Genomic DNA, 24808 nt, shown 5'->3' on the forward strand with positions numbered 1-24808 from the left:
AGTTGGCCAGCAGGCCAGACAGCAGTTCTTCGGGTACGTCGTGTTTCTTGGTGCTCATTGTGCTTACGGACAGGCCGGCTTGCGCCGGCGGTTGATTGTCCGTTTACACAAAATTCTGCACACCCTCGTTCGTGGACCGCCTTCATGACTGTGCCGACGAAGTCGACTTGGTTGTCCATTGCTCCGCCGGGGTATCCCGGTCCGCCGCTGTTGCGGCGTGGGCGGCTGACGCGCTCATCAATGTCCAAGCTATCCGCTGCAGGGACGACTTCAGCAATGTTGAAGTCGCCAGGGTTCACATCGCCGGAGCCATTGAGCATGTCTTCGGCTAGACCACGTTTGTACGTCAGTAGCCGGTCCAGTTTCACATCGAAAGTCGTGAAGTCTTCAGCCCAGACGACCGGGTAGTAGACATAAACGTCCTTCTTCTGCCCGTTGCGATATGCCCGGTCGGTGGCCTGGCCCTCTTTGGCCGGGTTCCAGGTTCGGGTGTAGTGGACCACGTGATTAGCTGCCTGGATGTTCACGCCAAAACCGACCGCAACCGGGGAAAGGACGAGAACACCGAAGCCGGGCGCTTCTTGGAAGGCCTTGATGCGCTTTTGTCGACTGGAGGTGTGGCTGGCTGACGCGCTCGTGTCCCCATTTATGCCGCTGCAACTGGCCAGGAATATCAACGAGGTGCTGAGCATGGATTTCGCCTTGGACAGCCTATCCAGTGGACGGCGCATCAAGTGTCTGACGGTGGTGGATGACTTCAGCAAGGAGTCCGTGGACATCACGGTGGACTACGGCATCTCGGGCCAATACGTCACGCGCGTGCTCGACCAAGTGGCACGGTTCCGTGGCTACCCGGCAGCAGTGCGAACGGACAATGGCCCAGAGTTCACCAGTCGGGCGTTCCTGGCCTGGACACACAAGAACGGGATTCGACACATCCTGATTGAGCCGGGCAAGCCCATGCAGAACGGCTACATCGAGAGCTTCAACGGCAAGTTCAGAGATGAATGCCTCAACGAGCAGTGGTTTGAAGCGTTGTCACAGGCCCGGGAGTGCGTTGCACATTGGCGGCGGGATTACAACGAGGTCAGGCCGCACAGCAGTCTGGGGCGCATCCCGCCGGCACGATTCGCCCAGCGGCACCTCCAGCGCGCTGGCGGTGCCGCTGGCAGTGAGCAGAAACAAAACTTCGATTAACCTTTAACCCCGGACTTCTCCAATCCATTGGTACGGTCAATGGGGGCAGGTCATCCTCAGAGTCGAGTGGCCACGTCGCTCCATGGGCGGACATCGGCATACTTCGCCTGAAGGTCGAAGAGTGCTGCGTTGTGAGGACCGATTGCCCTGTCCCCAACACAGTCTTCGAGCACCACTGGGCGAAAGCCCCAGCTCATTGCATCCACCACGCTGGCGCGCACACAGCCACTGGTGGTAGCGCCTGCGATAAACAGCGTAGAAATGCGACGCGCAGTCAGCCAAGCGGAGAGCGCTGTTCCGAAGAACGCGGACGGAGCCGTCTTGCGCACCACCAACTCACCCGCGCGAGGCGCAAGGGAGGGAACGATGGCGCTTGCTTGCGCGTCCTCGTGCAGCGTCCGCATCCCTGGAATCTTCTCCACGAACACGTTGCTTTCACTGCCGTCGGCGGGGTAGACGATGCGGCTGTGGGCGATTGGCCAGCCGCTCGCGCGAGCGTGCGCGAGCACAGGAACGGTAGCCTCGACCGCGGGTGCAATGTTGCCGCCGCCGAGCTGCGCAGGGTCGGCGAAGCCATTCACAAAGTCGACGATGAGCAACCCGAAGGGAGCCTGCAGGCCCAGGCTCGCGCCCAGCCCCTGGCGGGCATACACGGCGACGTCATCCGCGTCGTGAGGCTGCACGTTGGACGCGGAACTCATGCTGCAACCTTTCTCGATGCTGAGTGCAGTTCTTCAACCACTTTGCCTTCCCGAACGACATGAACATCGTCGAGCGCCACGCTGCAGTTACGCATGGGGATGTCGATGTGGCACGGCGTGGAGCGAGTTCCTCCCACCTCGTTGTTGGGCCCCATCGAGAACAGGAAGTTGCCGTTGAACGCGCGAGCATCCATGGCGATGGTTGCCTCGCGGTCATAAAGCGACAGCGTGCTCCAGAACGCTCGCTTCTGTAGTCCATAGCCGATGTGCGAGATAGCGTATGCCTCGGGGTCGTTGAAAGATGCCATGTACTCACTGAGCAGTTCGGCATCCAAACCACCTTCGATGCTCGTGGCAAAGCCCTTCTTGATGGTGATGGTGATAGGCGACTGAACGTAGCTCTTCATGGGCAGCAGGATGTCACCCTTGTCGAGAACGATGGTTCCTTCAACCTCGCCTTCGTTCGGCCAGGTGAGAATGAAGCCACTTGGCCAGTGGTCCCAACGCCCCGGCTGGTCAACGAGACCGTACTCCTGCACCACCGGGTACTGTCCCAAGGGCATGCGGACATTCGTGCCTGCCTTCGAGGTGACGTACATCGCCTTTTTGCCCTCAAAGATGCGAGCGGCAGTGGCCACGCGCTCTCGGTCTTCCGGCGTGGGAACAAGACGAACGAGCACCTCAGGCGGCTCAACCGCAAGAAGAATCCGCGTACCCGACTCAAGGAGCTCCTGCTGTTCAGGGGAGAACAACAGGGTCATGAGGTCGAGAACGTAGTCACTGGCCTTCAGTGCCGCCATTGCGGCGCGGTTACCAGTCAAGGGTGTCGTCCCGAGGTACGCCAGCGAATCTCGGCTCAGTGCCTTCTCCCCGTTGATAGGTGGCAGGTCGAGCCGATTGACCACCGCACCGCAAGACGCCGCAGAGATGGTGGCGCAACGCAGCGTCTGAGGGTGAGTGTTGTCGCTGGTGAGGATGGTCACCATGTCGCCTGAGCGCACGCCGGAGAGGCTGAGCACCTGGTCCCAGGCGCGGATGAGTTCTACGTCGCTGACTGGCATGTCATGCTCCTTCAGGGTGGAATGAGAGATTCAGGTACTGGCCGAGCAAGCGGAAGAAGCCCGCCTCATCGTCCCAGGGAATCATGTGACCCGCGTCCGTGGCCACGACCTGTTTCAGCCCGGGTGCAAGGCGGGCGATTTCAGCGGCGTCCTCGTCGAGAATGACGCCGCCGCGCCCGGCAATCATCAGGAGACCAGGAACCGTGAGCGAGGCAAAGTTGGCGTGAACATCGTCGTTGTGAAAGCCGTTCCAGGCTTCCTCGATGGCCTTCTCGTCGCACGTGTGCAGCCACTGTGCACGCAGTCGCAGTTGCGCTTCGGTCCAAGTGGGGGAGAAACGCTTGAGTTCTTCCCACGGCTGCCCCGCAGCCATTAGGCGGATGGAGTCGATGTACCACGCCAGCGGCGCGGGGTAGGGGCGACGACCCGGCCCGCCTACTGGCGGGTCAATGAGGAGGAGCCGGCCAAACCGAGATGGCATATGGGCGGCCGCGCGAACAGCAATTCGGGCGCCCATGGAATGACCCAACACGGTCGCTTCTTGCCAGTCGAGCGCGCTGAGAACAGCGGTGACATCGGTTGCCAGGGCATCCAAGCAGTAGTCGAGCTCAGGACCCGACGAACTCAAGCCGCGGCCACGCACATCGAGAACATGAACGTCAAAGTGTTGTGCGAGAGTCTCCGCCACGAAGCCCCACGTCACAGCCGGGCTGGTGATGCCAGGCACGACGAGGAGCTTCGGACCCTTTCCGCCATAGCGCAAGAGGTGGTGGCGAATTCCGTTGGCGGGAACGTGGAAGCCGTAGAGAAAGGTACTGCTCATCCCAGCGCCTTCTTGGAGTAGCGACCAGACAACAGCGCGCCAGCGCCAGGCACAACTTGCTCGAGGCCGAGTGCGCCAAGCATCGCGTAGGTGGTGGCGACCGCAGCGGTCACGACGGGTTTGCCGGTCAGGGCCTCCACTTGAGCGATAGCGGGAAGCGAAGGCATCTGGACGCACGCTGACAGCACGATGGCATCCACGTCGTCCGTCTTCATGTCTGCCACGATGCCGGGCAGTTTCGACGGGTCATGTCGGCCGACTTCGAGGTTGTCCGGAATCTCAAGCGCCCTCCAGTCAGAAACTTCGAAGCCTTCGTTCTGGATGTAGTCGATGACCAATTCGGTCAGCGGCACCATGTAGGGCGCCACCAATGCGATGCGTTTGACGCCCATGACTTTCAGCGCGTCCACCAAGGCGCCAGCACTGGTAACAACTGGTGCGGCACCCTGGTTGCTAACAGTTGCTTCGCCAAGGCGCGCTTGAGACTGGCGGTGATAGCCGCGACCCATGGCCATGATGGCGACCAGGCAGGCGTAACCCAGAACGTCCACGCGTGCGTCACTCAGCTCCAACGCGCAGCGGTCGGATTCGGCGTCCATCGCCGCGAGCTCTTCCTTCTTCACATGCTTCATGCGCATGCGCGCTGAGTGGAAGGTGAAACGCTCCGGCAGCACCTGCTCGCGCAACCGCAGCATCGCCGGAATCTCCGTTTCCATGGTGGTGTTTGAACTGGGCACAATCTGGCCAATTCGGTAAGGCTTCATGTCTGGAGTCTCTCGTTGGTTAAGGGTTAGAGGGTCAGGGGTTCGCGGTCAGTGCGCCGCGGCGCCCAGATAGGCTTTGCGGACGGCGGGGTCGTGCAAAAGCGCTTGCGCTTTGCCTTCACCAACCACGCGGCCGGTCTCGACCACGTAGCCGCGGTCTGCGATGGCCAGGCTCTGGCGGGCGTTCTGCTCTACAAGCAGCACACCGATGCCGAGTTCTCGAATTCGGCGGAGGGCACTGAACAGCTCGCGACACACGAGTGGTGACAGCCCGAGCGATGGTTCATCCAAAAGAAGGATGTCCGGGTGGGACATCAACGCGCGACCGATGGCAACCATCTGCTGCTCACCGCCGCTCATCGTCCGGACCGTCTGGCTCATTCGAAGGTTGAGCTTTGGGAACAGCGAAACGATTCGCTCCAGCATCTCTGCCTCGCCCGCGCGAGCACGCTTTGGAAGCGCTCCCAGTCGTAGGTTGTCCTTCACAGAGAGTTGACCGAAAACACCGCGGCCTTCCGGAACCAGTGCCAGTCCAGCATTGACGATGTCGTGCTGTGGCAGCTTCATCAGGTCCACGCCGTTGAGCGTCGCGCGAGCGCCCGGCTGCGCAGGGACCATGCCGCCAAGCGCCTTCAGCAAGGACGTCTTGCCCGCCCCATTCGCGCCCAGCATCACGACAATCTCACCAGGTGCGACTTGAAGGCTCACTCGGTCAAGCGCGCTGTGTTGACCATAACGAACGGAGATGTCCTTGACTTCAAGCATGGGCCACCTCCTCTTCGGCGTCAGACTCGTCCTCGCCCAGGTACGCAGCGATGACAGCCGGGTTGCTGAGCACCTCGCGCGTTGGCCCGTCCGCAATTTTTTGGCCGCTGCTGAGAACAATGCATCGGGTGCAGAGCGCATTCACCGCGTCCATGACGTGCTCAACCATCACGATGGTGATGCCGTCAGCGCGCATGGAGCGGATGAGCTCGATGCCTTCCTGGAGCTCGGTGGGATTGAGACCTGCAAGCCATTCGTCAAGCAGCAGAAGGCGAGGATGCAGGGCCAACGCGCGCGCCAGTTCAAGTCGCTTCTGGTCGATGTAAGTGAGCTTGCTTGCAGGAGTGTCAGCCTGACTCTGCAACCCCACTTTGGTCAGCAGTGCTATCGCCTGCTTCCGAGCGGCTTTACCGTGCACGCCGTTGGGGTGGAAGGCCAATCCGACCTCCACGTTCTCTGCGCAAGTCAAGCTGCCAAGCACACGAACCAACTGGAATGTGCGCGCGACGCCCATGCGAGCAATGCGATGGCTGGCCAGCCCACTGATGGTTTGGTCGAGGAACTGAATGGTCCCTGACGTAGGAGACAGTGCGCCTGAAACGAGGTTCAGCGCCGTCGTTTTGCCCGAGCCATTGGGTCCCACCAGGCCAATCACCTCGCCCGCGAAGATTTCCATGTCCACGCGGTCCACGGCTACCAGACCGCCAAAACGACGCGTCACCTGCTGCAGTTTGAGAATTGGTGAAGTCATGCTCGTCTCCTGAGCTGCGCAACGGCGCCCACCAAGCCGTTGGGCAACAGGTAGACGATGAGAATGAAGATGAGCCCCAGCAGGATGGGGTAGTGGTTCGGGAAGTTGCCGGAGAGGTACTCAAACAGAAGCACGAGGGGAACGGCACCGAGGATTGGGCCGAACAGGGCACTCGCTCCGCCCAGCAGCGCCATGATTAGCGTCTGGAAGGACACCGTCGCCGAGAAAGCGATGCTCGGGTCGAGGTAGGTCCAACGGGGCGCCATGATGGCTCCGGCCAGGGTCATGAAAGACGCCGACAACATGAACAGCAGTACCTTCGCCGTCGTGGTGTTGATGCCTACGTGACGGGCAACTGTCTCGTCTTCGCCGATGACGCGCAGGGCTAGGCCGAGTCGAGACCTGGAAATCAACACGCGGATGAGGAGGATGAAGGCCAGCAGCGCCAGGAGTTGCCAGTAGATGTCCTGAGTCGTTACGTCAGCGGTCACGTAGCGGCCCAACACCTTGCTGAACTTGACTTCGTACCAGCTCACAAGCTGCTTCACCAGCTCGGCCAGGCCGAAGCTAAAGATGACGAAGTACACCCCAGAGAGTCGAAGCGTCGCAAGACCCACCAACAGCGACATGACAATGCCGATGCCAGTTGCGGCGAGGAGCACCACGGGCCAGGAAACGACCTCGCCGAGGACCGCGGCCGCGTAGGCACCCATGCCAAAGAATGCGACGCTGGCCAGCGAGACGTATCGGGTCGGTCCAGAGAACAAGGCCCAAGCCGTTGCCAGGACTGAGTACATCAACATGTTGAGGTACAACCCGAGGGAGTAGTCACTCTCGATGCCGAACGGAAGCATGGCCAGGGCCACGACGGCGGCGATGGCTGCCGCCCATGCAAATTTTTCTTTCGTGCTCATCGCCCGACGCTCCCAAACAGGCCCGTGGGGCGCACAAGCAGAACCAGCAAAAAGAGTCCGTAGTTGACGGCGAGGATGAGCGCAGGCTCGATGCTGGCGACGATGGTCTCGGCAAAGCCGAGGAGCAGTCCGGCGACCAGCGCACCCATCAGGTTGCCCACGCCGCCCATGATGACGACGATGAGCGCCTTCATGGTGAACATGATGCCCATGGTGGCCGAGAAGGGCAGGAACATGCTCACGAGCACCCCGCAGACTGCCACCAGTGCGCCGCCCAGCCCGTATGCCTGAGCAGCTCGCTGGCGAACGTTAATGCCCACCAGGGGAGCGAACTGAGGAGACACAGCAACCGCCCGGACAGAGGTCCCTACGCGCGTACGATTGAGCAACAGAAACAGGCCAGCAGCTGCGGCTGCCGCGACGCACAGGACGAGCAAGCGGTTTGCAGCGACGGTTCCACCGAGAATCTGCACGGGTTCAGCCAGATAGCTGTAGCTGTGGTAGTTGCCAGTGAACTGCAAAAGCATCAGCCCTTGCACAATGAAAAGCAAACCAAATGTGGCAAGGATTGAGTCCACCTCCAACTGAGGCCCAGCTCCGGTGCGCTTGACCAGCGGCACCATCAGAACGCGGTAAACCAACCATTGAACGCCGAATCCCAGAGGCACTGCGAGCAGCAGTCCCCAAAGAGGCGATAGGCCAAGCTTTGACACAATCCAGGCGATAAAGGCTGCCCCGATGAGGAATTCACCGTACGACAGGTTCATGATGCGAGCGACCCCATATTGCAGAGTCAGCCCCATCGCCACGAGCGCATATAGACCTCCAAGGGTCGCACCCGTCAGCAGCACGTCAACAAAGTTCATCGAAGTCTTTCTGCCTACCCAAGCCTGCGAACAAGCGGCTTGGACAGGCGACGAAGTGAGGGACGCTTAGGACTTCTTCCATGCGGGCTTGGGCATCACGATGGGCTTGGCGCCCTTCTTCGAGATGGGCGCGACACCGTAGTACTCGCCGTTCTGCCACTGGCCGACGTAGAACAGGTCACGAAGAATCTGGTTCTGCAGCTTCACCGTGCCGAAGATGGTCTCGAAGCTGCCATTGCGCAGCTCTTGCGTGACGGCAGCACGGTCGACCTTGCCAACCCGCTCGATGGACTGCTGAAGCATCTGCAGCGAGACCCACACCAGGGGTGCGGTGAAGCGGTCCGGTTCGTAGCCAGTCAGGTCCTTGTGACGTTTGAAGTAGCTCTGAATGACGGGGCTGCCGTAGTCCACACCCCCGAGCCCCATCACACCTTCCAGGTCGGCGCCAAACTTCTGGCCATACGCAGGCAGCGCGGTGCCGATGCCAAGGTACATCGCCTTCGGGTTCAGTCCCTGAACCTTGGCCTGTTCCGTGAGTAGGAAGGTGTCGGGCGGATAGGAGAATGCGATGAATGAGTCAGCGTTCTTGCTCTTGATTTCGTTGATGATGGGCGTCACGTCTTGAACGCCAATGGGATAGGTGTTGTCGTACACCAGCTTGAAGCCATGGCTCTTGATGGCGGCGCGCGCGGCTTTGGCGGCTTCCACACCGAAGCTGTCGGCGATATTGACCATGGCGACCGTGTCACCAATCAGGCCTTCCTTGCGCTTGGCGGCCAGAACGTCCAGCAGCGCCTCGGCATAAGGGATGGCATCGCCTTCGTAGAAGAAGGCGTGCTTCCAGCGCTTCACCAGTGCGGTCGCATCGGCCGGCAGCGCTGCCACGGCCAGCAGGGGATAACCGTGCTTCTCGTAGGTCGGCGCGGCGGCGAGGTTGTTGCCCGTGCCCCATGGAGCCAGCACGAAGTCCACTTTGTCTTGCGACATAAGGCGCTCGGTGTAGCGCACAGCCTCTTCGGTGCTCGAGCGGTCGTCGTACTCAACCACCTCGATTGGAACGCGCTTGTTGAACGCCTTGAGCATGATTCCGCCCGCGTCATTCACCTCTTTGACCCACAGCCGGTAATTGCCCGAGATGGAGGCAGAGACGCCGCCGGCATTGGCGCCCGTCTTCGAGATGGCCCAACCAATTCGCACGGAGTTGGGGGCACCCTGTGCGAAAGCGAGTGGTGCTCCGGCAGAAAGCATCGCGGCTGCGGCCGCGGCCTTGAGCACAGCCCTTCGATGTGTGCCTGCGGCGCTCGCGCCTGGCATCACCGTCTGGGTAGTGGGCTCTTGAATCTTAGAAGACATGACGAGGTCCTTTTTTTGCGGTTGATGAAGCCGGCAACCTGGGTTGACGACCGTTGGGCAGCGCACCTTTTCGGTGCGTTCAATGCTTTGAAGGCCTATCTCCGCCTCATCAGCACCAAAACGATTCACGCCAAATGGTATGCCAAAATGGACGCACCAAATAGGGTTGAAACCGGGCCTGCCTGCCAACGCTACGCAATATGCGTGCCTGTCGTGCTTGGCCTCAGCAATGCATCGTGCAAGGATAAAGGATAAAAGCCATTAAAAACAATAAGTTATCCGCAATCTAATTTTTTTTGGTCAACTTTCAAACGCACGGGAAGGTTGCAAGGGAAACTACCTCCTAAGACTTTCCCTAGTGCACAAATCGTTAGTTGGCATACCATTTGCATGGAGACAGCGTCGCAATATGCGATACAACCACCGGCCACTTTCGCCGACTCAGGTGTCGGCGAAAGTGGTCACACTTTTGCTCATGCAACGGTATTTACAGGACACAAATGGCAGTGCAGAACAACACCACCCCCAGCGCCAAGCGCCGATTCCAAAGCCCATTTGACGTGGCGCCCCCCCCCGGCGCCGAGGGCTGGCAGGAGCTCTACCCCTACTACGCTCACATCAGCGAAGAGCGCCGCGCCGTGGAAGAGCAGAAGCTTTGGTACTTCGATGGCATGCACAACCCGGAGCCGCTGTACCCCTTCGACACCATCATGACGGAGAACTGGTGGGTGGCAGCCAGCCAAATGACCACGAAGGTGTGGCCCATTCCGGTGGCAATGGGCATCGACCAACGCATCATCAATGGCTACCTCTACGTCAGCCCGAACTCCATCGACGACCCCGCCGAAGTGGCGCGCCGCGCAGAGCTCTTCAACGAGCGTGCTGGCCACTACTACGAGAACTGGGACACCATCTATGCTGAATGGAAGAAGAAGGCCAACGGCTGCATCGAACGCCTGAAGCAGATTCAGTTCAAGCCGCTGCCGGAGTTCGAGCCTGAGGAGAACGTCTACGGTCACCGCGGCATTTACTCTTCGCACGACCTGCTGAGCTCGTACAACCGGCTCATCGAGAACCTCTTCGAGATGGGCTCGTACCACTTCGAAATGCTGAACCTCGGCTATGGTGCTTACCTGACGTTCCGCGAGTTCTGTCAGCAAGCGTTCCCGGGCATCAGTGACCAGACCATCACCGACATGGTCTCTGGCATCGACATCCTGCTCTTCCGCCCCGACGACGAGCTGCGCAAGCTGGCGTCACGCGCAATCGAGCTGTCGGTGGACGGGGCGCTGCTGGCCAATTCGGACCCTGCTGCAGCGCTGAAGGCTGTTGGCTCGCTTCCGGGTGGCGCCGCTTGGCTAGCTGCGTATGAAGAATCGCGCGACCCCTGGTTCTGGTTCTCGACGGGTGTGGGCTACACGCACTCTGACGCAGTCTGGATGACGGACCCCCGCTTGCCCTTCACCGCCTTGCGCGGCTACATCGAGGCACTGCGCCGTGGCGAAGACATCCGTCGCCCTCTCGACAAAATCATCGAGACGCGCACCCGCGTGACCCAGGAATACCGTGAGCTTCTTCCCACGGAAGATGACCGCGAGGCATTCGACGGCCTGGTCAAGCTCGCACGCACGGTCTATCCTTACGTCGAAGACCACAACTTCTTCGTCGAACACTGGCACCACTCCCTGTTCTGGGAGAAAGTCCGTGAGCTCGGCGAAGTGTTCGTCGCGCACAAGTTCTTTGACGACAAGGAGGACATCTTCTATCTGCACCGCCACGAGGTGTACGACGCGCTGTACGACATGATTATTGGTTGGGCGGTCGGCACTCCTCCTCGTGGCGAGGTGTACTGGCGCCCCATCATTCAGAAGCGCCGAAAGATTCGGGATGCTCTGGCCAAATGGTCGCCTCCGCCGGCCTTGGGTGTGCCTCCGGAGTCCATCACGGAGCCACTCACCATCATGCTCTGGGGCATCACCCAAGAGACCATTCAACAATGGCTCGGCGGCGACACGGCAGAAGACGGCGTGCTGCGAGGCATCGCAGCATCTGCGGGTAAGGTGACAGGGCGCGCACGTCTTATCACCGAGTCCGAGCAGCTATACGATGTGCAAGACGGAGAAATCCTCGTGTGCCGCATCACGGCGCCTAGTTGGGCCCCGGTCTTCCAACGCATCTCGGCCGCCGTCTCAGACGTTGGCGGAATGATGGCTCACACGGCAATCATCTCTCGTGAGTACGGGCTGCCGGCAGTCGTGGGGACCGGCTTCGCCACGGTGAACGTTTCTACCGGCGACCTCATCGAGGTTGACGGAACCGAAGGCACGGTTCGCGTGCTGGAAAAGGCGGTGCAAGTATGAGTGCAGCAGCTCCCTTCGTGCTCTGGTTAGATGACCCCATTGCAAACGGGCATCCGGCTCTGGGTGGCAAGTTCTCGAGCCTTGGTGAGATGACCGCCAGCGGCTTCTCCGTCCCACCAGGCTTTGGCATCACAACCACCGCTTATCGCAGCTTCATGGATGCAGCCGGGCTGAGCGAAGAAGCGCGGCGCGTCAGTGCCGCAGCGGACAAGATGGCCCTGGAAGACATCAAGTCCGAAACCAAAACCTTGATTGCCGGGGTGCTGAACGCTCCCCTGCCTGCTCAACTGGAAGCAGACATCCGCGAGGCGTACGCTGAGCTTGAACGTCGTACGGGTGTGAAGGACGTTCCGGTCGCAGTGCGCTCGAGCGGAGAGTCAGAGGACTTGGCGGGTGCGAGCTTCGCCGGACAGTACGACACGTTCCTGTGGGTGCGTGGCATCGAGTCCGTCTTGCACCACGTCCGTCAGTGCTGGGTGGGAATGTTCGGCGAGGCAGTGCTGTCGTACCGCGTGGATGGACAGGCTGTCATCTCCCGTGGCGACTTCGGCATGTGCGTCGGCATTCAACAAATGGTCCAAGCCCGTGCTGCTGGGGTGATGTTCACCCTCAACCCGCTCAACGGCGACCGTTCCAAGGTCGCCATGGAGGCCGTGTGGGGTCTTGGTGAAGGCGTGGTGAAAGGCGACATTACGCCGTCGCGCTTCATGGTGGACAAAGTCACGCTCGAAATCGTGGAGCGCAAGCGCAGCGACCAGCGCGAGGAGTACCGATTCGACCCCAGTCAGGGTGTCGCCGTTCTGCCTATCGAAGAGACCAGGATTGGCGTGTCGTGCTTGGAGGAATCTCACGTGCTTGCGCTGGCAGAACTGGCCAAGCACATCGAGCGCCGTCGCGGTGCGCCTCAAGACATCGAGTGGGCCGTCGACGTGAACGGCAATGTCCGGGTGCTTCAAGTTCGGCCGGAAACCGTTTGGAGCCGCAAGGCGGCCCAGAGCATCGTCGGAAAGTCGCGCTCGCCGATTGGTCACGTCCTTGCACGTATGGCAGGTAATCAAATTGCAAAGCCAGCTGCAACTGGAGCCAAGGGAGCAGCGTGAAATCCGCGCCGATTAAATACCACCGCGCGACTTCAGTCGAAGAAGCGGTTCAGCTACTTTCGGAGTACGAGCCAGGCGAGGCTCGGGTCCTTGCGGGTGGTCAGAACCTTGTGGCCATGTTGAACATGCGCCTATGGCGACTCACCGCTTTGATTGATGTCAACGCGATTCCCGGACTGTCAGTCATTGAGCCTCGCGGCAACGACATTGTGTTTGGTGCACTTACGCGCCATGCAATGGTCGAGCACTCGGAGCTGGTGGCCCAGCGCCTACCTCTGTTGTCCACGATGATTCGGCACGTTGCAGACCGTCAGGTGCGTAATCGTGGGACCTTGGGCGGTAGTCTGGTGCATGGAGACCCCAGCGCCGAGATGCCCTTGGGATGCCTTGTGCTGAACGCGCGTCTACACGTTCATGGTCCCAATGGTTCTCGAGAGATTGCCATGGAGGACTTTTATGACGGTCCCTACGCTGCAGCCATTGAACCAGACGAGATGCTCACGCAGATAGAGTTTCCGCCCGCACCGCGTCACCATGCGTTCATGGAGGTCGTACGCCGTCACGGCGATTTCTGCGTTCTTTCAGTCGCGGTGGTCGGTGACCAAAAGGACGACGGCACATGGCAGAACGTGCGCATCGGTCTCGGTGGACTCTCCGAGACGCCGGTGCTTGCCCACGCGTTGATGGAAATCGCAGAGGGAACCACCCTGAGCGACGAGGTGATTGCGCGCACCGCTGCTGCTGTCGGCAGCGTCATTGACCCTGCGAGCGACTTCCGGGCTAGCGCGGAGTACAGGGCTCACTTGGCGCCTGTCTATGTTGAACGTGCCCTCAAGGCGCTGCGCAAAAGCGCGCCTGTAGTGCATTAGGGAGATTCAGTTTTGAAGTACGAACAATCCTTCCAGGTGGCGCAGAACATCGCGACTGTCTGGAACTTCTTTTCTCAATTCGACCGTGTCGCGTGGTGCATGCCTGGCCTGCAGAAGGCGGACGTCATTGATGCAGATAGCCTTGATGTGGTGCTCGCCCAACGCGTGGGTCCGATGACGGCCACGTTCCAAGCGCGGGTTCAAATCACTGAGCGTGTGGAGCAGCAGTCGATGGGATTTACTTCCATCGGCAAGGCTGTACGCGGGGCTATCGGCAATTTCCGGAGCACCAACCGTGTGACGCTGGCTTCGGTCGACGATGGACGGGCGACTGCCGTCACAGTAACGGGTGAAGTTGCGCTAGGCGGAGCACTTGGCAGCCTTGGTCAGAAAGTGGTCGCGAAGCAGGCTGAGAAGATGACCGCAGAGTTTGCCAAGCAGCTTGAACGCGTGCTGAGCGAAGGCGACGAGAAGAAGGTTACTGCTGCCGTAGATGCTGCGCCTTCGAATAGCGGCGTGGACTCGACGCCATCGGCTTCCTCATCGCAATCCGGCAGCCAATCTGCTTTTCCAGCACAAATCGTATCCCCTCATCGTGTGGCGCCGAGTCAATCTCCTTCTATGGAGGGAGCGCTGCTTTTCTGGTCACGTCTTACCGCATTTGGGAGTTTGGGCACCTTCGCAGTCGGCTTGGTGCTGCTGTGGCGATTGACTTGATTTCAACATCTGAGTACTCCAGGCGACCCTGACCAACTATTACCCTGCCATGAACGAAGAGATACCCATCAATTTGACTGTCAACGGAGCATACGTGACGGCAACAGCGCCCGCGCGAATGCACGCTGCAGACTTTTTGCGACATCGTCTCGGGAACACTGGAACCCATGTTGGGTGTGAGCAAGGCAAATGCGGAATGTGCACCGTCCAAGTGGACGGCGTGGCGCTGAAGTCGTGTTTGATGCTTGCACCTCAACTTGAGGGAGCATGCGTGAGAACTGTAGAGTCGCTCGCGGTTGACAACAAGCTGAATGGCTTGCAGGCCAGTTTCCACCGGCACCACGCTCTGCAATGCGGTTTTTGTACACCAGGATTTCTGATGTTGGCAACCAGCATCGTGGAGCGCGGAGAGATGCTGTCGCGTGATGAAATCAGAGAAGAAATCAGCGGCGTCCTCTGCCGGTGCACGGGCTACGAGAACATCATCAGTGCAATACACGAGTACTTGCATGAAACCGTGGCGGCCAACCCCCAGTTGGTTGCGAAGGAACAGGTATGAATGCACGTATGCACCCTGAGCTTCGCGACGAGCTTGGGGCTCAAGGACAGAACCACGGTTCTCCCGCTGCTCGCGCCTTCGGCAAGAGCATGCCTCGTAAGGAAGACGAGCGATTGCTCCGAGGAGACGGAAAGTTCGTCGATGATGTTCAGTACGCGCATCAGTTTGAGATGGCGGTGCTTCGTTGCCCATTCCCGCACGCGAGAATCCGTTCTGTGGATACGGAGGCGGCTCTCGCGCTGCCAGGCGTGCGCCACATCCTGACCGCCAAGTCGGTACGAGACCTCAGCGACCCACTCACCGTTCTGCGCCCGGTGCCCAATGCACCTAGTCTTCCCTACTACGCTCTTGCACAAGACGTAGCCTTGTATGAGGGACAACCCGTTGTTAGCGTCGTCGCGACAAGCAGAGCAGTGGCGGAAGACGCGCTGGAGCTAATCGACGTCGACTACGAACCTTTGCCTCACGTGAGTGACGCACTTGCCTCGTTGGAGGAGGGCGCACCGGTACTTCACCCAGGTTCTATGAAGTCGAATCTGATGGCGCGCCAAACTGATGCTGCTGGCGATGCAACCGCCCGCATGCAAGAGGCCGTTCACATCATCGAAGACACGATGCGCGTCAACCGCGTGACCCCCCTTCCAATGGAAACGCGCGGCATCGTGGCCTCCTGGCGCCCGGGTGCTCATGAGCTTCTGGTGTACTTGTCCACTCAAACGCCGCATCTGGTGCGCAAGCAGCTTGCTGAGTCCTTGCGGCTATCGGAGTCTTGCATTCAGGTAGTTGCCCGGGATGTAGGCGGTGGATTCGGTCAGAAGCTCGGCGCATTTCCTGAGGACGTGCTCGCCTGCTTGCATGCAATGATTCTGCGTCGACCCGTCAAGTGGATTGAAGACCGCATGGAGCACTTCCGTGCCAGTACGCATGGCCGCGAGTCAGTGCATCGGTTCCGCTTGGCCGCCGACGAGGAGGGAAACTTCACCGGAATCATCAATGACTACGTGACAGACATCGGTGGCTGGAACTCGCCGTTCGGTTCGGCTCAGCTTGCCAGTGTGGTGTTTACAGGTCCCTACAAAGTGCCCGATGCGTCAGTCACACGAGAGGTGGTTCTGACCAACAAAACCCCTGTCGGTGCTTACCGCGGCTACGGCCAGCCAGAGGTCAACTTCGCTCTTGAGGTGCTGGTTGACCGGATGGCACGCAAGATGGGCAGAGACCCGTTCGACCTGCGGATGCAGAATCTGCTGCAGCCTCAGGACCTTCCTTGGACTACCCCCAGTGGTGCTGTCTACGACAGTGGGGACTATCCTCGGTCCCTGCGCATGGCGGCTGAAGCTGTGTCATACGAAGCACATCGAATGACTTCGCGGTTGCCCCGAGCAGATGGCCGCATCGTAGGTATTGGATTCTCGTCATTCGTCGAACGAACTGGCTACGCCAGTGCCCGCTTTCTTGCTAAACGTGGGTCGCAGTTCGGCGCGCATGAAAGCGTGACCTTGCGCGCCAACCGTTCTGGCGGCGTTGACGTGTACACCGGCGTGTCTTCCATAGGTCAGAGTGGTGAGACAGCAATCGCACAGCTTTGCTCTGAGGCCCTTGGCATCGACTACGAGCATATCTGCGTGCACTCCGGTGACACTGCTACCTCTCCCCTGAACACCGGTGCATTCGCATCGCGCACTCTGATTGCGGTGGCGGGAGCTGTGCGAGAGGCGGCGCAAGCTTTCCAAGCCAAAATACTGCGACTGGCGGCCTGGACTTTGGAGACCTCGCCCGACAAACTGAGCGTTGATGGCGACGTTGTGCGCTTCAAATCAGGGCCCACCCAAAGTGTGCCTCTATCGCAGGTTTTCACGCGTGCCATCGTTGGTCAGGGAATCCCTGCTGATGAATCGCCGGGCCTCGAGGCTACGTCACACTACGAGCCGCCAGACGCAGCTTTCGCCTTCGGCGCGGCCGCGGCGGTGGTAGCCGTCGACCCCATCACTGGTGAGTTCCAGATTGAACGGTTTCTCATCGTTCATGACTGCGGCGTGGTCGTGAACCCCAAGGTCGTCGACGGGCAAGTGCGAGGCGCGCTGGTTCAAGGACTGGGGGCGGCATTGGGCGAAGAGCTTCGGTATGACGAGGAGACTGGCCAATTGGTCAGCGGCTCGATGCTGGACTACTTTGTTCCCATCGCGGCGGACGTACCACCCATCGACATGCTTCACACTGAGGTCCCTTCGCCGGTCACACCGTACGGAGTTCGGGGTGTGGGTGAGGTGGGCACCATTCCGCCAGGCGCTGCTATCGTCAATGCCATTTGCGATGCGCTCAGCGCCCAGGGTGTGGAAATCTCTTCGTTGCCTATTACTCCGGAAGCGGTGTGGCGCGCGATGGAACGGGCCAAAGCCCAACAGTCAGGAGTGAATGCATGAATCCAACTGTGCGCGGACGTTACGCGGACCCCAGCTTCACGCAGCTCGAGTTGGAGGCCACCAAATGGCTTGACGGTTTTTATCAACTCGAGCACTTGTTCAATACACGCTACTGGGTGATTGAGCTCACCAATGGAGCTGCCTCGGAAGCGCTGAAGTTGGCGGCCATTACTCACGATGCTGAGCGATTCTTCCCAGGCGGGCCCTCAGGTACGCCGGATGCGGGATTTGACGACCCTGACTATCTATTCGCTCACTCCATCCGCTCTGCGGACTTCATTGAGAAGTGGTTGAGAGAGCAGGGGCCCGAGGGCGGTGAGCCTTTCATTCGTCAGGTCCGGCGATTGGTGCTGCGCCACGAAATCGGCGGTGGCGACGAGGCTGACATCCTTTCAGCGGCGGATGGGCTCTCGTTCCTGGACATTTTCGACTGGCTGACAGTCGACTGGGTCCGCAAAGGCATCTTCTCGCCCGACGGTGCGAGGGAGAAGTTGCGTTGGAGCATTGAGCGAATTCGCCCGCAGCGCGCTGTTCAGCTCGCGCTGCCCCTGTACGAACGTGCAATTGCCACTCTTGCGTCATGGGAAACAGTGGATGTCGACCTCGAGTGGCGTCGCAAAGTGGCCAGTGACCGCAGCTATCAACTAGGTTCCAATTGAACGCGGGGCTTTCGGGCCCTCGTTTTTGGAATGTTGACTTCGGAGGCCAGCGGGCCTGCGTCCGAGAGATGCATCGACGCCAGCGAGCGCGATTTGTCTACGTGCTGAGTCATGAGCCACTTCGCTAGAGCGTAATCGCCCTTGTTGATGGCAGAGTAAATGGACTCGTGTTGAGTCTGCGCCTCTTGCAGTTGCTCCGGGGTGTAGGCGTACCGAGAGCGGTGCGTGATGGTAACGGCCAGCACTTGGCGAGTAATCGTGTTGAGCAGGTGACTGCCGGCCGCATCCAAGATGGACTCGTGAAACTCCAAGTCAGCCTGCGTCTGCTCGATGGGCGTGGACTGTTCATTCAACTTCAAATAGCGCCGCAACGAATGTTCCACCTTGGGCACGTTTGAGCGGTCCGGATTGCTGGCCGCACATTCTGCAGAGAACCCCTCCAGCAGCCCGCGGAGAGAGTACACCCGGCGCAAGTCGTCCTGAGAAAAGTGCGCCACCAAAGCAGTACGGTTGTGTCGCAGACGGACTAGGCCTTCGCCTTGCAGAACGAACAACGCCTCGCGGACTGGGGTCCTGCTGACATTGAGTTCCTGAGCCAAGACGCGCTCCGGGATGCTACTGCCAGGCTTGAGCACGCCCGACAAAATTGCCTTACGAATCACATAGGCAACGGGGTCGCTGAGGCGACGGGTTGGAAGGTCCCGCTGAGAGCCCTTGACGGATTCGAATTCTGAGTAGAGCTGTTGGAAGTACTGGAAAGGCATTGAGCAACTCGAGCAAAAGTCAGCCACTGTGTACCCCTAGCAGCGCGGCAATGCCGTGCCAGTCTAGGCTGCGAAATGCATGGCGAGTACCAAAATAATGATTTTACGTAGACACCCCTCACATTGGGGCCGAATCGTGAAAACCCTTAGCGTTCCGTACCTGCGCGGCTGTAGTTTTTTATCGTGGAGCGTCACAGGGGCGTTGGTCAGCGCTTTGGAGTACAGTTTGCTTGGTCGGCTACGGGCTGACTCAGCTAACACCGCCTATAACCCACCACGGGTCTACCACCGAATTCGACAAGATACTCGTGATGTCTTGTAGTACGCGGCGGGAAGAAGGGCTGACAGGGGTTCGAGTCCCACACCCGTGGTCTGCCACCCTTTCGACATCAACAGAAGGTTGCTTATGGCGACTGTGTCTGTGCTGACGCCGGCGTCAATCGTCAGGGCATTCTCGGCCGGATTCGTTTCAGCTGCGCTGATAACTTCCGGTCGACATAGTCACTCGTGACAAGAGGATTTTCATGATAATGTCTCTCGCTGCAGCCTCTCAAGTGGCCTGCGTTCCAAACTAAGCCTCTAGTTTCTGCTGCAATTCCAGGTAAACCTGTGGGGCGGACAAACCGTATGTGGGGTCACTGGCGACAAAGTTTGCGGCTGTGTGCGGTGGCCAGTCGGCAGCGTCATCATCGATAGCAACCCACGCGGAGGGTTGCCGTCTGCCAACATCACCAAGAACCTGATGAACCCTTGGTGAGGAGGTAAACCAATCTCTCTGCATGCCAGTGTGAAACGTTGCTCCGATGGCCCGGTCCTGGAGCGACCGAGGCAAGTAACTAGCTGCTGCGGTGAAACCCAGGACGCGGACCCAGCTCGTTGAAAGAACGATGAGAACATCGGGATAGGGCTCCATCAAATCAACGAGCACGTTGGCGTTCTCGAACAGATGGTGATTTTCAAGTCCTAGTGCCAGATAAATGCCTTTGCGTGGGGCTCGCCAAACAGCCTCAGGGTGCAGCACTCCGTCGTAGTCAAGGTACAGGACTTTGCGACCGTATCCCTTGTGCTGTTGCGGGTGTTGCCAGTGGTGTTGGCTACCGCTTCGTTGCGTTCGTGGCCCAGATGCTCGGTCAGTTCGGCGTCTAGGGCTCGCTCCACCAGCAGCTTGGTCAACTGCTTGAGCAGGCCGTTCTCGCCGATGAGGTCTTCGGGCTTCTTGTAGTTGGCCAGCAGGCCAGACAGCAGTTCTTCGGGTACGTCGTGTTTCTTGGTGCTCATTGTGCTTACGGACAGGCCGGCTTGCGCCGGCGGTTGATTGTCCGTTTACACAAAATTCTGCACACCCTCCGTGCTGGACCGTCAGTTCCAGGCAGATGGTCCGAACCAGAAATGGGTGGCCGACTTCACCTATATCTGGACGGCAGAAGGCTGGCTTTACGTAGCTGCGGTACTGGACCTGTACTCCCGTCGAATCGTGGGCTGGTCGATGCAGGAGAGCATGACCTCGCAGCTCGTGGTGGACGCGCTGATGATGGCTGTGTGGCGCCGGGGCAGGCCAGTGGCACTGCTGCACCACTCGGACCAGGGTAGCCAATACACAAGCGAGCACTTCCAGAGGCTGCTGGGCGAACAGGGCATCACTTGCAGTATGAGTCGGGCTGGTGAGGTCTGGGACAACTCGGCCATGGAGAGCTTCTTCAGTTCTCTGAAGACCGAGCGCACGGCCCGTAAGGTGTACAGGACACGAGGGCAGGCCCGCTCAGATGTGTTCGATTACATCGAGTGCTTCTACAACCCGACGCGTCGGCATTCGACGCTCGGATATCTCAGTCCCGTACAGTTCGAGCAAGCTCAAGAAGCTTAGGTCGGTGTCAACGAGACCGGCAGCAGCCCATGACGAGTCAGTGAGTGACTAAAGCTCATCAAGCCTAAAGCCTTCCATTAAGGCGTACTTTCATGTCTCTGCTCTAGCGACCGAATGCCCCAAAGAACTCCACGAGTTGCAGTGCAGCCTCGCTGCTCTGCAGCTTGGGCTGAAGCATACCAATAGGGTTCATGAGCATTTTTTCCCTCACTTTGAGCTCGACCAAGCTACCCGATTCAAGTTGCGGGCGGACAAGGTTCAAAGGAAGAATTACCAAGACGTCGAACTCACCAACCAGCCTCATGTTGACAGGCAATGACTGAGTCACGATGGGAAACGTAGTTGGCGCGACCTTGAAATGCCGCTCGGTCAGTGCGTCAAACTTGGTACGCACTCCGAGCCCTGCCGGCAGAGCCAGCCACAAAGCGCGCTCCAAATCCGTCCAGCGCACTTGGCGTTGGTGTGCTAAAGGATGCGTCGACCTGCAAACTATCGCGAAGCGGTCCTCAATGAGAGGATGAAACTCGCACTCTTCGGGAATCACCGCCGGTTCGCGGCATATCAGCAAGCGATACACCTGCATCACCGCAGATATCCGCTGCTTTGGCCGCTCCGCGGCCCGGTTGACAGAATTCCAGTGGCCGCAGTTACTGCAGGATGTTCAGCGGCTTCTGGAGCAAGAGAAGATTGAGCGTGTAGCCATCGTCGGTCAGTCATTGGGCGGCATGATTGGCCTGCGCATGGCTCTGGCGCATCCAGCCTTGGTGGCTGGGTTTATTGCGTCAGACACGTCGCTGTCGATTGACCATCCAGAAATGCTGCAAAGGATTCGTGACCGACAAATCACCCAAAAGGCTGTCACCGTAGAGCAGCGCTCACTCGGTCGCTGGTTTCTCGAGAACGAGCCGGAAAAGGCCGCTCTCTACGCCCAAATCAATCACTTCAATCCGAGTGCGCACAGCCTTCCTCCCGAGCAATGGGGCCAAGCGCTGGCCGACATGATGAGGCCCGACGCTCTACTACCGATGGACGTGCTAGGTGACGTGAAATGCCCAACGCTCTTCGTTGTCGGCAGCGAGGACCCCATTGTCCCCGTGTCAGCAATGCAAGAGGCTGCAGAGCTCGTCGCCGACAGTTCGGTGGCCGTCGTCCAGGACGCCGGACATTCCGCATATTCTGAGAAGCCTGCCGAATACAACAAGCTGGCGCTCAGTTTCCTTGAGCGCTGTGTCTATCCTCGATAGCCAACACTCCAAATCAGCTTAGCTATGCAAAGCGTCCCGACCAGCGGGGCGTAGCGGATGGCCGTCATTGAGGACGCTGGGCATTTCGCTAAAACACATTCAACGGAATACGAAGGTAGCGGATGCCATTTTTCTCAGCTGCTGGAAGCATGCCAGCCCGAATATTGACTTGGATTGCAGGGAGCATAAGTGTTGGCATTGCGAGCGATGCATCACGCGTCTGTCGCAGCCTCACAAATTCATCTTCAGCCACCTCGTCACGTATGTGGATGTTGTGAAGCAATTGCTCCCGCACGGTGGTCTCGCAGAGGGGCTCACGTTCCGGGGGGGGATAGTCGTGGCACATCATGAGCCGCGTCTCCGGTGGCAGTTGCAACAATCGGCGCACAGAAGCGAATAGGGTTTTTGCGCAGCCGCCAGGGAAGTCACAGCGCGCACTACCAACGTCCGGCATGAACAACGTATCGCCCACGAAAGCGACGCCAGGAGTACCGTCGATGGGCTCAATCACGTATGCCAAGTCGGCAGGTGTGTGACCAGGAACGTGCATTGCACGCACGTTTAGTTCGCCAACTTTGAGCCGCTCGTCTGGCTCAAACAAGCGACCAAAGGGTTGAAACGTCTCCCTAGAATCCTCGGGCAACATGAAAGCTAACGAAAAAGCTTCGTGCACCGTGCGGATGCCTGCTCCAATTCCAATCAGCCCGCCTAGTTGGGACTGAAGATAGGGTGCTGCAGAAACGTGGTCCGCGTGGACGTGCGTCTCCAGTAGCCAGTCCACGGAGAGGTTATTAGCCTGCACGAAACGTATGACCTCATCTGCTCCTTCAGTCGACGTCCTCCCTGACTTGCTGTCAAAGTTCAGGACTGAATCGATGACGGCGCATCTTCCACCCTGCCGGTCGAATAGGACATAGGAGAAGGTAGACGACCCAGCGTCGAAAAAGGGTTGAATGTTCGGGTGTGTTGAGATTGTCACATCGACCTCCTCAGCCAAACCATGCGCGGTACAAAAGCAGCATTGCCACCGACATTGCAAGTACGGAAAATGCCGTCTGGACGGTCTTCGCGGAAAGCAAGGGCGCAACACACCGCCCCGCGAACATCCCGCATACGGATGCAGTGACGAAGAAGACTCCGGTCTGCCCCACATGAGCTCCGGTGGCCAATGAGGTAATCGCGGACCCCATCGCCACCATGGCCACGACAAACAGTGACGTGGCGACGATTCCATGAAGTTGGACGTTAGTCCACTGCTTGAAAGCCGGCACGATGACAAAGCCACCGCCGACACCCAACATGCCGGTCATGAGTCCGCAAGCTGACCCGATACCTGCAAGCGTTGCGGCACAGCGATTGGTCCAGCTGAATCGGCCGTTGGAAGGATTGAGCATGCAGTTCTTGACCGTAGTTGCAGCCAGTGCCTCATCCAAAGACGGGAGTGAGGTCGGTGTTCCTCGGGGCAACAGAAGCCGACCTGCGACGTAAAGCATCACAATAGCGAACATCGTCAGAAGAACGTGTGCAGGCAGCTCTTTGGCCATCCGGGAACCGATTGGTGTAGCCACAAGGCCTGCCACGCCCATGACTAAACCAGCCCTCCATCTGACAATTTTTCTGCGAAGGCCGTCAACGGCTCCTATTGATGCCGATATTCCGACTGCCAAAAGCGCTACTGGCACGGCAGCACGAGGGTCGAAACCCAGGCCAAGAACCAATGCTGGTATCGCCAGGATGCCGCCTCCGGCACCCGTCAGACCCAACAGGGCACCGACTCCAAAACCATAAATGAGACCAAGGGACATTGCTTGCTCGAAAGTGTTGCGGGAAATGCTTAAACGGTCGCAAGCAGAGGTAACACAGTGGCACCTTTGCAAGAGCCAACCCAGCGGTCGAAGGCCTGAGCCACAGCCAGGTCGTACAGTGCATCCACATCGGTTGTCGCATTCACTGTGACCAAAAGGTCCTTCAATACGCCGTTGTGGAGGCCATATACCCAGCCATGGACACAGAGCTCTTGACCCGAAGCCCATGCATCCACGATGACAGTACTTTGCGCAACATGGACGACCTGGCTCAGCACATTGAGCTCGCACAGGAAGTCCGCTCTTACGGAAGGTTCGACTGCATCCAAGAGACCTCGATGTTTGTCACGAATGACAGCGATATGCCGCAACCAGTTATCGACAAGTCCCACTCGCGAGCCAGACATGGCCGAGCCCACTCCACCGCATCCATAATGGCCAACCACCATGACATGGTGCACTCGCAACCGCTCGACGGCGTACTGCAAAGTCGAGAGCGAGTTCAGGTCGGATGGGACCATCAAGTTCGCGACATTGCGATGTACAAAAACTTCGCCCGGGTCCAAGCCCATGACCTGGTTGGCGGGCACCCGACTGTCGGAGCAGCCAATCCACATGTATTTTGGCGCCTGCTGAGCCAGCAAGCGCGTGAAGTAATCCGGCCGCTCTTGGCACATCTGTGCCGCCCATTTGCGATTGCGGGCCAGGATGTCTTCGCAGTTCTGGCCTGAGCCTTCTGTCTCGCCTGCGATGGCCGAGTTAAGCCGGACCGAGTCCATTAGTACTGCTTGTATGGCAGGAACTTGCCGCTCATGACGATGCGTACGCGGTCGCCATTCGGGTCGTTCTCACGCTGCAGGTCCATCTTGAAATCGATGGCGCTCATGATGCCGTCGCCGAACTCTTCGTGGATAAGTGCCTTGAAGGTCGTGCCATACACATTGACCATCTCGTAAAAGCGATAGATGAGCGGGTCGGTCGGCACGGTAGTTGGCAGCGAGCCCTTGTACGGCGTAACGGTCAGCCACTTGGCGTCTTCGGTGGAAAGGTCGAAGATTTCAGCCAGGATTTTTGCCTGCTCTTGGTTCAACGTCATTTGACCCAGACAGGCCGAGGTGACCCATTCCTTGCTCAGGCCGACTTGTTTCGCGACTTCAGACCATTTCAGGCCTTTGGATACTTTTGCTGCGATGATTTTCTCGGTAACTTCAATACGGCTCATGATTTCTCCAGTAGAGCGTTTAGGGGG

Annotated in this window: 24 protein-coding genes and 4 pseudogenes; 10 read left to right on the forward strand and 18 right to left on the reverse strand. The window is 59.0% G+C overall.

Going from position 1 to position 24808, the window contains the following annotated elements:
* Nucleotides 1–269: 269 nt before the first annotated feature.
* Nucleotides 270–650: pseudogene (locus FSY45_RS25805) on the reverse strand (helicase-related protein); the annotation flags it as partial.
* A gap of 4 nt (nt 651–654) precedes the next feature.
* Here FSY45_RS25805 and FSY45_RS25810 point away from each other — a divergent pair.
* Nucleotides 655–1167: pseudogene (locus tag FSY45_RS25810) on the forward strand (integrase core domain-containing protein); the annotation flags it as partial.
* 86 nt (nt 1168–1253) lie between these two features.
* Here the strand turns inward: FSY45_RS25810 and FSY45_RS25815 are convergent.
* The 9 genes from FSY45_RS25815 to FSY45_RS25855 all read right to left on the reverse strand — a co-directional run bounded on the left by FSY45_RS25815 (nt 1254) and on the right by FSY45_RS25855 (nt 9117).
* A complete protein-coding gene (locus FSY45_RS25815; RefSeq protein ID WP_003067084.1) occupies nt 1254–1898 on the reverse strand; it encodes an isochorismatase family protein in 645 nt (214 codons plus the stop codon).
* Nucleotides 1895–2959, reverse strand: coding sequence for a hypothetical protein (locus FSY45_RS25820; protein WP_003067081.1), 1065 nt, complete (start codon nt 2957–2959; stop codon nt 1895–1897). Before FSY45_RS25820 ends, FSY45_RS25815 begins: the two co-directional genes overlap by 4 nt.
* 1 nt (nt 2960) lies before the next feature.
* Nucleotides 2961–3782, reverse strand: coding sequence for an alpha/beta fold hydrolase (locus tag FSY45_RS25825; protein ID WP_003067078.1), 822 nt, complete (start codon nt 3780–3782; stop codon nt 2961–2963).
* Nucleotides 3779–4546 carry a hypothetical protein gene (locus FSY45_RS25830; protein ID WP_003067076.1) on the reverse strand — a complete coding sequence of 256 codons (768 nt, stop codon included), beginning with the start codon at nt 4544–4546 and terminating at the stop codon, nt 3779–3781. Before FSY45_RS25830 ends, FSY45_RS25825 begins: the two co-directional genes overlap by 4 nt.
* A 48-nt stretch (nt 4547–4594) precedes the next feature.
* Nucleotides 4595–5311 carry an ABC transporter ATP-binding protein gene (locus FSY45_RS25835; RefSeq protein ID WP_003067073.1) on the reverse strand — a complete coding sequence of 239 codons (717 nt, stop codon included), beginning with the start codon at nt 5309–5311 and terminating at the stop codon, nt 4595–4597.
* The gene (locus FSY45_RS25840; RefSeq protein ID WP_003067069.1) at nt 5304–6062 is read right to left on the reverse strand and encodes an ABC transporter ATP-binding protein; all 759 of its coding nucleotides are present in this window, start codon (nt 6060–6062) and stop codon (nt 5304–5306) included. Before FSY45_RS25840 ends, FSY45_RS25835 begins: the two co-directional genes overlap by 8 nt.
* Nucleotides 6059–6976, reverse strand: coding sequence for a branched-chain amino acid ABC transporter permease (locus tag FSY45_RS25845; RefSeq protein ID WP_003067067.1), 918 nt, complete (start codon nt 6974–6976; stop codon nt 6059–6061). The genes FSY45_RS25840 and FSY45_RS25845 overlap by 4 nt, the downstream gene beginning before the upstream one ends.
* A complete protein-coding gene (locus FSY45_RS25850; RefSeq protein ID WP_003067063.1) occupies nt 6973–7842 on the reverse strand; it encodes a branched-chain amino acid ABC transporter permease in 870 nt (289 codons plus the stop codon). Before FSY45_RS25850 ends, FSY45_RS25845 begins: the two co-directional genes overlap by 4 nt.
* A gap of 66 nt (nt 7843–7908) precedes the next feature.
* Complete coding sequence (locus FSY45_RS25855) at nt 7909–9117, reverse strand: amino acid ABC transporter substrate-binding protein (RefSeq protein ID WP_003067059.1); 1209 nt, start codon at nt 9115–9117, stop codon at nt 7909–7911.
* Nucleotides 9118–9695: 578 nt separating this feature from the next.
* Between FSY45_RS25855 and FSY45_RS25865 the strand changes: the two genes are divergently transcribed.
* The 7 genes from FSY45_RS25865 to FSY45_RS25895 are packed head-to-tail and all read left to right on the forward strand — an operon-like array spanning nt 9696 to nt 17882.
* Complete coding sequence (locus FSY45_RS25865; RefSeq protein ID WP_003067053.1) at nt 9696–11555, forward strand: PEP-utilizing enzyme; 1860 nt, start codon at nt 9696–9698, stop codon at nt 11553–11555.
* Nucleotides 11552–12655, forward strand: coding sequence for a PEP/pyruvate-binding domain-containing protein (locus FSY45_RS25870; protein WP_003067050.1), 1104 nt, complete (start codon nt 11552–11554; stop codon nt 12653–12655). Before FSY45_RS25865 ends, FSY45_RS25870 begins: the two co-directional genes overlap by 4 nt.
* Complete coding sequence (locus FSY45_RS25875) at nt 12652–13524, forward strand: xanthine dehydrogenase family protein subunit M (RefSeq protein ID WP_003067048.1); 873 nt, start codon at nt 12652–12654, stop codon at nt 13522–13524. The genes FSY45_RS25870 and FSY45_RS25875 overlap by 4 nt, the downstream gene beginning before the upstream one ends.
* 12 nt (nt 13525–13536) lie before the next feature.
* Complete coding sequence (locus tag FSY45_RS25880) at nt 13537–14241, forward strand: CoxG family protein (protein WP_003067046.1); 705 nt, start codon at nt 13537–13539, stop codon at nt 14239–14241.
* A gap of 49 nt (nt 14242–14290) precedes the next feature.
* Complete coding sequence (locus tag FSY45_RS25885; RefSeq protein ID WP_080554180.1) at nt 14291–14800, forward strand: (2Fe-2S)-binding protein; 510 nt, start codon at nt 14291–14293, stop codon at nt 14798–14800.
* Entirely contained in the window at nt 14797–17223 is a 2427-nt protein-coding gene (locus FSY45_RS25890) for a xanthine dehydrogenase family protein molybdopterin-binding subunit (RefSeq protein ID WP_003067041.1), read from the forward strand. The genes FSY45_RS25885 and FSY45_RS25890 overlap by 4 nt, the downstream gene beginning before the upstream one ends.
* Nucleotides 17220–17882 (forward strand): hypothetical protein, encoded by a 663-nt coding sequence (locus FSY45_RS25895; RefSeq protein ID WP_003067040.1) that lies wholly within the window; start codon nt 17220–17222, stop codon nt 17880–17882. The genes FSY45_RS25890 and FSY45_RS25895 overlap by 4 nt, the downstream gene beginning before the upstream one ends.
* Here the strand turns inward: FSY45_RS25895 and FSY45_RS25900 are convergent.
* From FSY45_RS25900 to FSY45_RS25905, 3 genes and pseudogenes are all read right to left on the reverse strand, one after another.
* Nucleotides 17864–18646 carry a GntR family transcriptional regulator gene (locus FSY45_RS25900; RefSeq protein WP_003067035.1) on the reverse strand — a complete coding sequence of 261 codons (783 nt, stop codon included), beginning with the start codon at nt 18644–18646 and terminating at the stop codon, nt 17864–17866. The two genes, FSY45_RS25895 and FSY45_RS25900, sit on opposite strands and share 19 nt — an antisense overlap.
* A 571-nt stretch (nt 18647–19217) precedes the next feature.
* A complete protein-coding gene (locus FSY45_RS28555) occupies nt 19218–19667 on the reverse strand; it encodes an HAD domain-containing protein (RefSeq protein WP_187427617.1) in 450 nt (149 codons plus the stop codon).
* A gap of 23 nt (nt 19668–19690) precedes the next feature.
* A pseudogene (locus FSY45_RS25905) lies at nt 19691–19924 on the reverse strand (transposase); the annotation flags it as partial.
* 67 nt (nt 19925–19991) lie between these two features.
* On the opposite strand from FSY45_RS25905, the pseudogene FSY45_RS25910 reads away from it, so the two are divergent.
* Nucleotides 19992–20510: pseudogene (locus FSY45_RS25910) on the forward strand (IS3 family transposase); the annotation flags it as partial.
* 103 nt (nt 20511–20613) lie between these two features.
* Here the strand turns inward: FSY45_RS25910 and FSY45_RS25915 are convergent.
* Nucleotides 20614–21093, reverse strand: coding sequence for a LysR substrate-binding domain-containing protein (locus FSY45_RS25915; RefSeq protein ID WP_003064626.1), 480 nt, complete (start codon nt 21091–21093; stop codon nt 20614–20616).
* 10 nt (nt 21094–21103) lie between these two features.
* On the opposite strand from FSY45_RS25915, the gene FSY45_RS25920 reads away from it, so the two are divergent.
* The gene (locus FSY45_RS25920) at nt 21104–21754 is read left to right on the forward strand and encodes an alpha/beta fold hydrolase (RefSeq protein ID WP_255443449.1); all 651 of its coding nucleotides are present in this window, start codon (nt 21104–21106) and stop codon (nt 21752–21754) included.
* A gap of 88 nt (nt 21755–21842) precedes the next feature.
* On the opposite strand, the gene FSY45_RS25925 is transcribed toward FSY45_RS25920, so the two are convergent.
* Genes FSY45_RS25925 through cynS form a run of 4 tightly spaced genes read right to left on the reverse strand, consistent with a single transcriptional unit; the run spans nt 21843 to nt 24781 of the window.
* Nucleotides 21843–22727: an MBL fold metallo-hydrolase gene (locus tag FSY45_RS25925; protein ID WP_034361932.1), complete on the reverse strand. Its 885-nt coding sequence runs from the start codon at nt 22725–22727 to the stop codon at nt 21843–21845.
* 16 nt (nt 22728–22743) lie between these two features.
* Nucleotides 22744–23559 (reverse strand): sulfite exporter TauE/SafE family protein, encoded by an 816-nt coding sequence (locus FSY45_RS25930; RefSeq protein WP_034361922.1) that lies wholly within the window; start codon nt 23557–23559, stop codon nt 22744–22746.
* Nucleotides 23560–23588: 29 nt separating this feature from the next.
* The gene (locus tag FSY45_RS25935; protein ID WP_003064634.1) at nt 23589–24338 is read right to left on the reverse strand and encodes a carbonic anhydrase; all 750 of its coding nucleotides are present in this window, start codon (nt 24336–24338) and stop codon (nt 23589–23591) included.
* Nucleotides 24338–24781, reverse strand: a complete 444-nt coding sequence (cynS, locus tag FSY45_RS25940) for a cyanase (protein ID WP_003064636.1) — start codon at nt 24779–24781, stop codon at nt 24338–24340. The genes FSY45_RS25935 and cynS overlap by 1 nt, the downstream gene beginning before the upstream one ends.
* Nucleotides 24782–24808: the final 27 nt, after the last annotated feature.

It is taken from the genome of Comamonas sp. Z1 (genome assembly GCF_008121555.1).
GTDB lineage: Bacteria > Pseudomonadota > Gammaproteobacteria > Burkholderiales > Burkholderiaceae_C > Comamonas > Comamonas thiooxydans.

Excerpts from the sequence above, each read along its gene's own strand:
- FSY45_RS25930 (WP_034361922.1), bottom strand. The coding sequence starts at position 23,559 with ATGTCCCTTGGTCTCATTTATGGTTTTGGAGTCGGTGCCCTGTTGGGT.
- cynS (WP_003064636.1), bottom strand. The coding sequence starts at position 24,781 with ATGAGCCGTATTGAAGTTACCGAGAAAATCATCGCAGCAAAAGTATCC.
- FSY45_RS25835 (WP_003067073.1), bottom strand. The coding sequence starts at position 5,311 with ATGCTTGAAGTCAAGGACATCTCCGTTCGTTATGGTCAACACAGCGCG.
- FSY45_RS25890 (WP_003067041.1), top strand. The coding sequence starts at position 14,797 with ATGAATGCACGTATGCACCCTGAGCTTCGCGACGAGCTTGGGGCTCAA.
- FSY45_RS25845 (WP_003067067.1), bottom strand. The coding sequence starts at position 6,976 with ATGAGCACGAAAGAAAAATTTGCATGGGCGGCAGCCATCGCCGCCGTC.
- FSY45_RS25850 (WP_003067063.1), bottom strand. The coding sequence starts at position 7,842 with ATGAACTTTGTTGACGTGCTGCTGACGGGTGCGACCCTTGGAGGTCTA.
- FSY45_RS25820 (WP_003067081.1), bottom strand. The coding sequence starts at position 2,959 with ATGCCAGTCAGCGACGTAGAACTCATCCGCGCCTGGGACCAGGTGCTC.
- FSY45_RS25815 (WP_003067084.1), bottom strand. The coding sequence starts at position 1,898 with ATGAGTTCCGCGTCCAACGTGCAGCCTCACGACGCGGATGACGTCGCC.
- FSY45_RS25825 (WP_003067078.1), bottom strand. The coding sequence starts at position 3,782 with ATGAGCAGTACCTTTCTCTACGGCTTCCACGTTCCCGCCAACGGAATT.
- FSY45_RS25865 (WP_003067053.1), top strand. The coding sequence starts at position 9,696 with ATGGCAGTGCAGAACAACACCACCCCCAGCGCCAAGCGCCGATTCCAA.
- FSY45_RS25900 (WP_003067035.1), bottom strand. The coding sequence starts at position 18,646 with ATGCCTTTCCAGTACTTCCAACAGCTCTACTCAGAATTCGAATCCGTC.
- FSY45_RS25885 (WP_080554180.1), top strand. The coding sequence starts at position 14,291 with ATGAACGAAGAGATACCCATCAATTTGACTGTCAACGGAGCATACGTG.
- FSY45_RS25915 (WP_003064626.1), bottom strand. The coding sequence starts at position 21,093 with ATGCAGGTGTATCGCTTGCTGATATGCCGCGAACCGGCGGTGATTCCC.
- FSY45_RS25830 (WP_003067076.1), bottom strand. The coding sequence starts at position 4,546 with ATGAAGCCTTACCGAATTGGCCAGATTGTGCCCAGTTCAAACACCACC.
- FSY45_RS25840 (WP_003067069.1), bottom strand. The coding sequence starts at position 6,062 with ATGACTTCACCAATTCTCAAACTGCAGCAGGTGACGCGTCGTTTTGGC.
- FSY45_RS25870 (WP_003067050.1), top strand. The coding sequence starts at position 11,552 with ATGAGTGCAGCAGCTCCCTTCGTGCTCTGGTTAGATGACCCCATTGCA.
- FSY45_RS25895 (WP_003067040.1), top strand. The coding sequence starts at position 17,220 with ATGAATCCAACTGTGCGCGGACGTTACGCGGACCCCAGCTTCACGCAG.
- FSY45_RS25935 (WP_003064634.1), bottom strand. The coding sequence starts at position 24,338 with ATGGACTCGGTCCGGCTTAACTCGGCCATCGCAGGCGAGACAGAAGGC.